Raw genomic sequence first — 1,143 nt, 5'->3', positions numbered from 1 at the left:
AATTGTTAAAGAGCGACGCAGCTTTTGGCTGCTGCGGGAGTGGCATTCTACTCAACCGCCTTCTCGAGTCAAGCCCTATTTTCAAAGGCTTCTCGAGGTTATCGACGAGGTTGTTTGCGTTGCCGCTTGCCCTGTCGATGGAGGCGCATTATAGGGAGCTGAAACTTTCTGGCAAGCAGATAATTGCAAAAAGATGGCTTTTGTCGCTCGTTCGCTTACAAAGCCACCAATATGTATGTTGTGCGAACGAAATCAACCCGCGACCGGTGCCGAGACAGCAAAATCGTGCAGATTGTCGTAGATGGCATCAGCCAATGCATTGCCCTCGTCCGTCACCGGCTTGCCCGTTCTGACCAGGACTTTATGTGCAACCTGGGCATTCGCAGCCGCTTTCAGATCGGAAGGCTTGTCACCCACCATATAAGAGCGACCCATGTCGATCCCCAGTTCCTGCTGTGCCAGCAACAACATGCCGGGGGCCGGCTTGCGGCAGTCACAGGGTGCACCGTGATCCGGATGATGAGGACAGAAATAGATCCCATCGAGGTCAACGTCCCGATCGGCCAGCGACCAGTCCATCCACTCGGTCAGGTTCATGAAGTCATCTTCACTGAAATAGCCGCGGGCGATGCCGGACTGGTTGGTGACCACGATCAGTAGATAGCCCTTCTTCTTGAGCAGCTGCAGGGCTTCGATCACCCCGGGCAGAAAGTGAAAGTCATCGACTTGGCTGATATAACCGGTGTCTTCGTTGATGACACCGTCACGATCCAGAAAAATGGCGGGCTTACTCACGGGGGAACTACCTCGATAATGAATGTCTGAAAAGTATCGCATGGGGCAAATAAAGCCCCAAAAATAAAAGGGGCGGCCGAAGCCACCCCTTTCATGTGTGCATATAAAGTATCGATTAAGCGATAACTTTAGCTACAACACCAGCACCTACGGTACGGCCACCTTCACGGATGGCGAAACGCAGGCCGTCGTCCATCGCGATCGGCGCGATCAGGGTAACAACCATCTTGATGTTGTCGCCCGGCATAACCATTTCCACGCCTTCCGGCAGTTCGATGGTGCCAGTCACGTCGGTGGTACGGAAGTAGAACTGCGGACGGTAGCCTTTGAAGAACGGGGTGTGACGAC

Annotated in this window: 2 protein-coding genes; both read right to left on the bottom strand. The window is 53.6% G+C overall.

The annotated features are described in order from the left end of the window. Nucleotides 1-252 precede the first annotated feature (252 nt). A complete protein-coding gene (gmhB, locus tag ACW5W4_RS18845; RefSeq protein WP_456690409.1) occupies nt 253-795 on the bottom strand; it encodes a D-glycero-beta-D-manno-heptose 1,7-bisphosphate 7-phosphatase in 543 nt (180 codons plus the stop codon). A 115-nt stretch (nt 796-910) separates the two neighbouring features. Then, on the bottom strand, nt 911-1,143 hold a 233-nt coding region (locus ACW5W4_RS18840; protein WP_456690316.1), incomplete at its 5' end, for an EF-Tu C-terminal domain-related protein.

This window comes from Aeromonas crassostreae (assembly GCF_054052445.1).
Note: the sequence above shows the minus strand (reverse complement) of the source record. Positions and strands in the feature narration are given on the sequence as shown.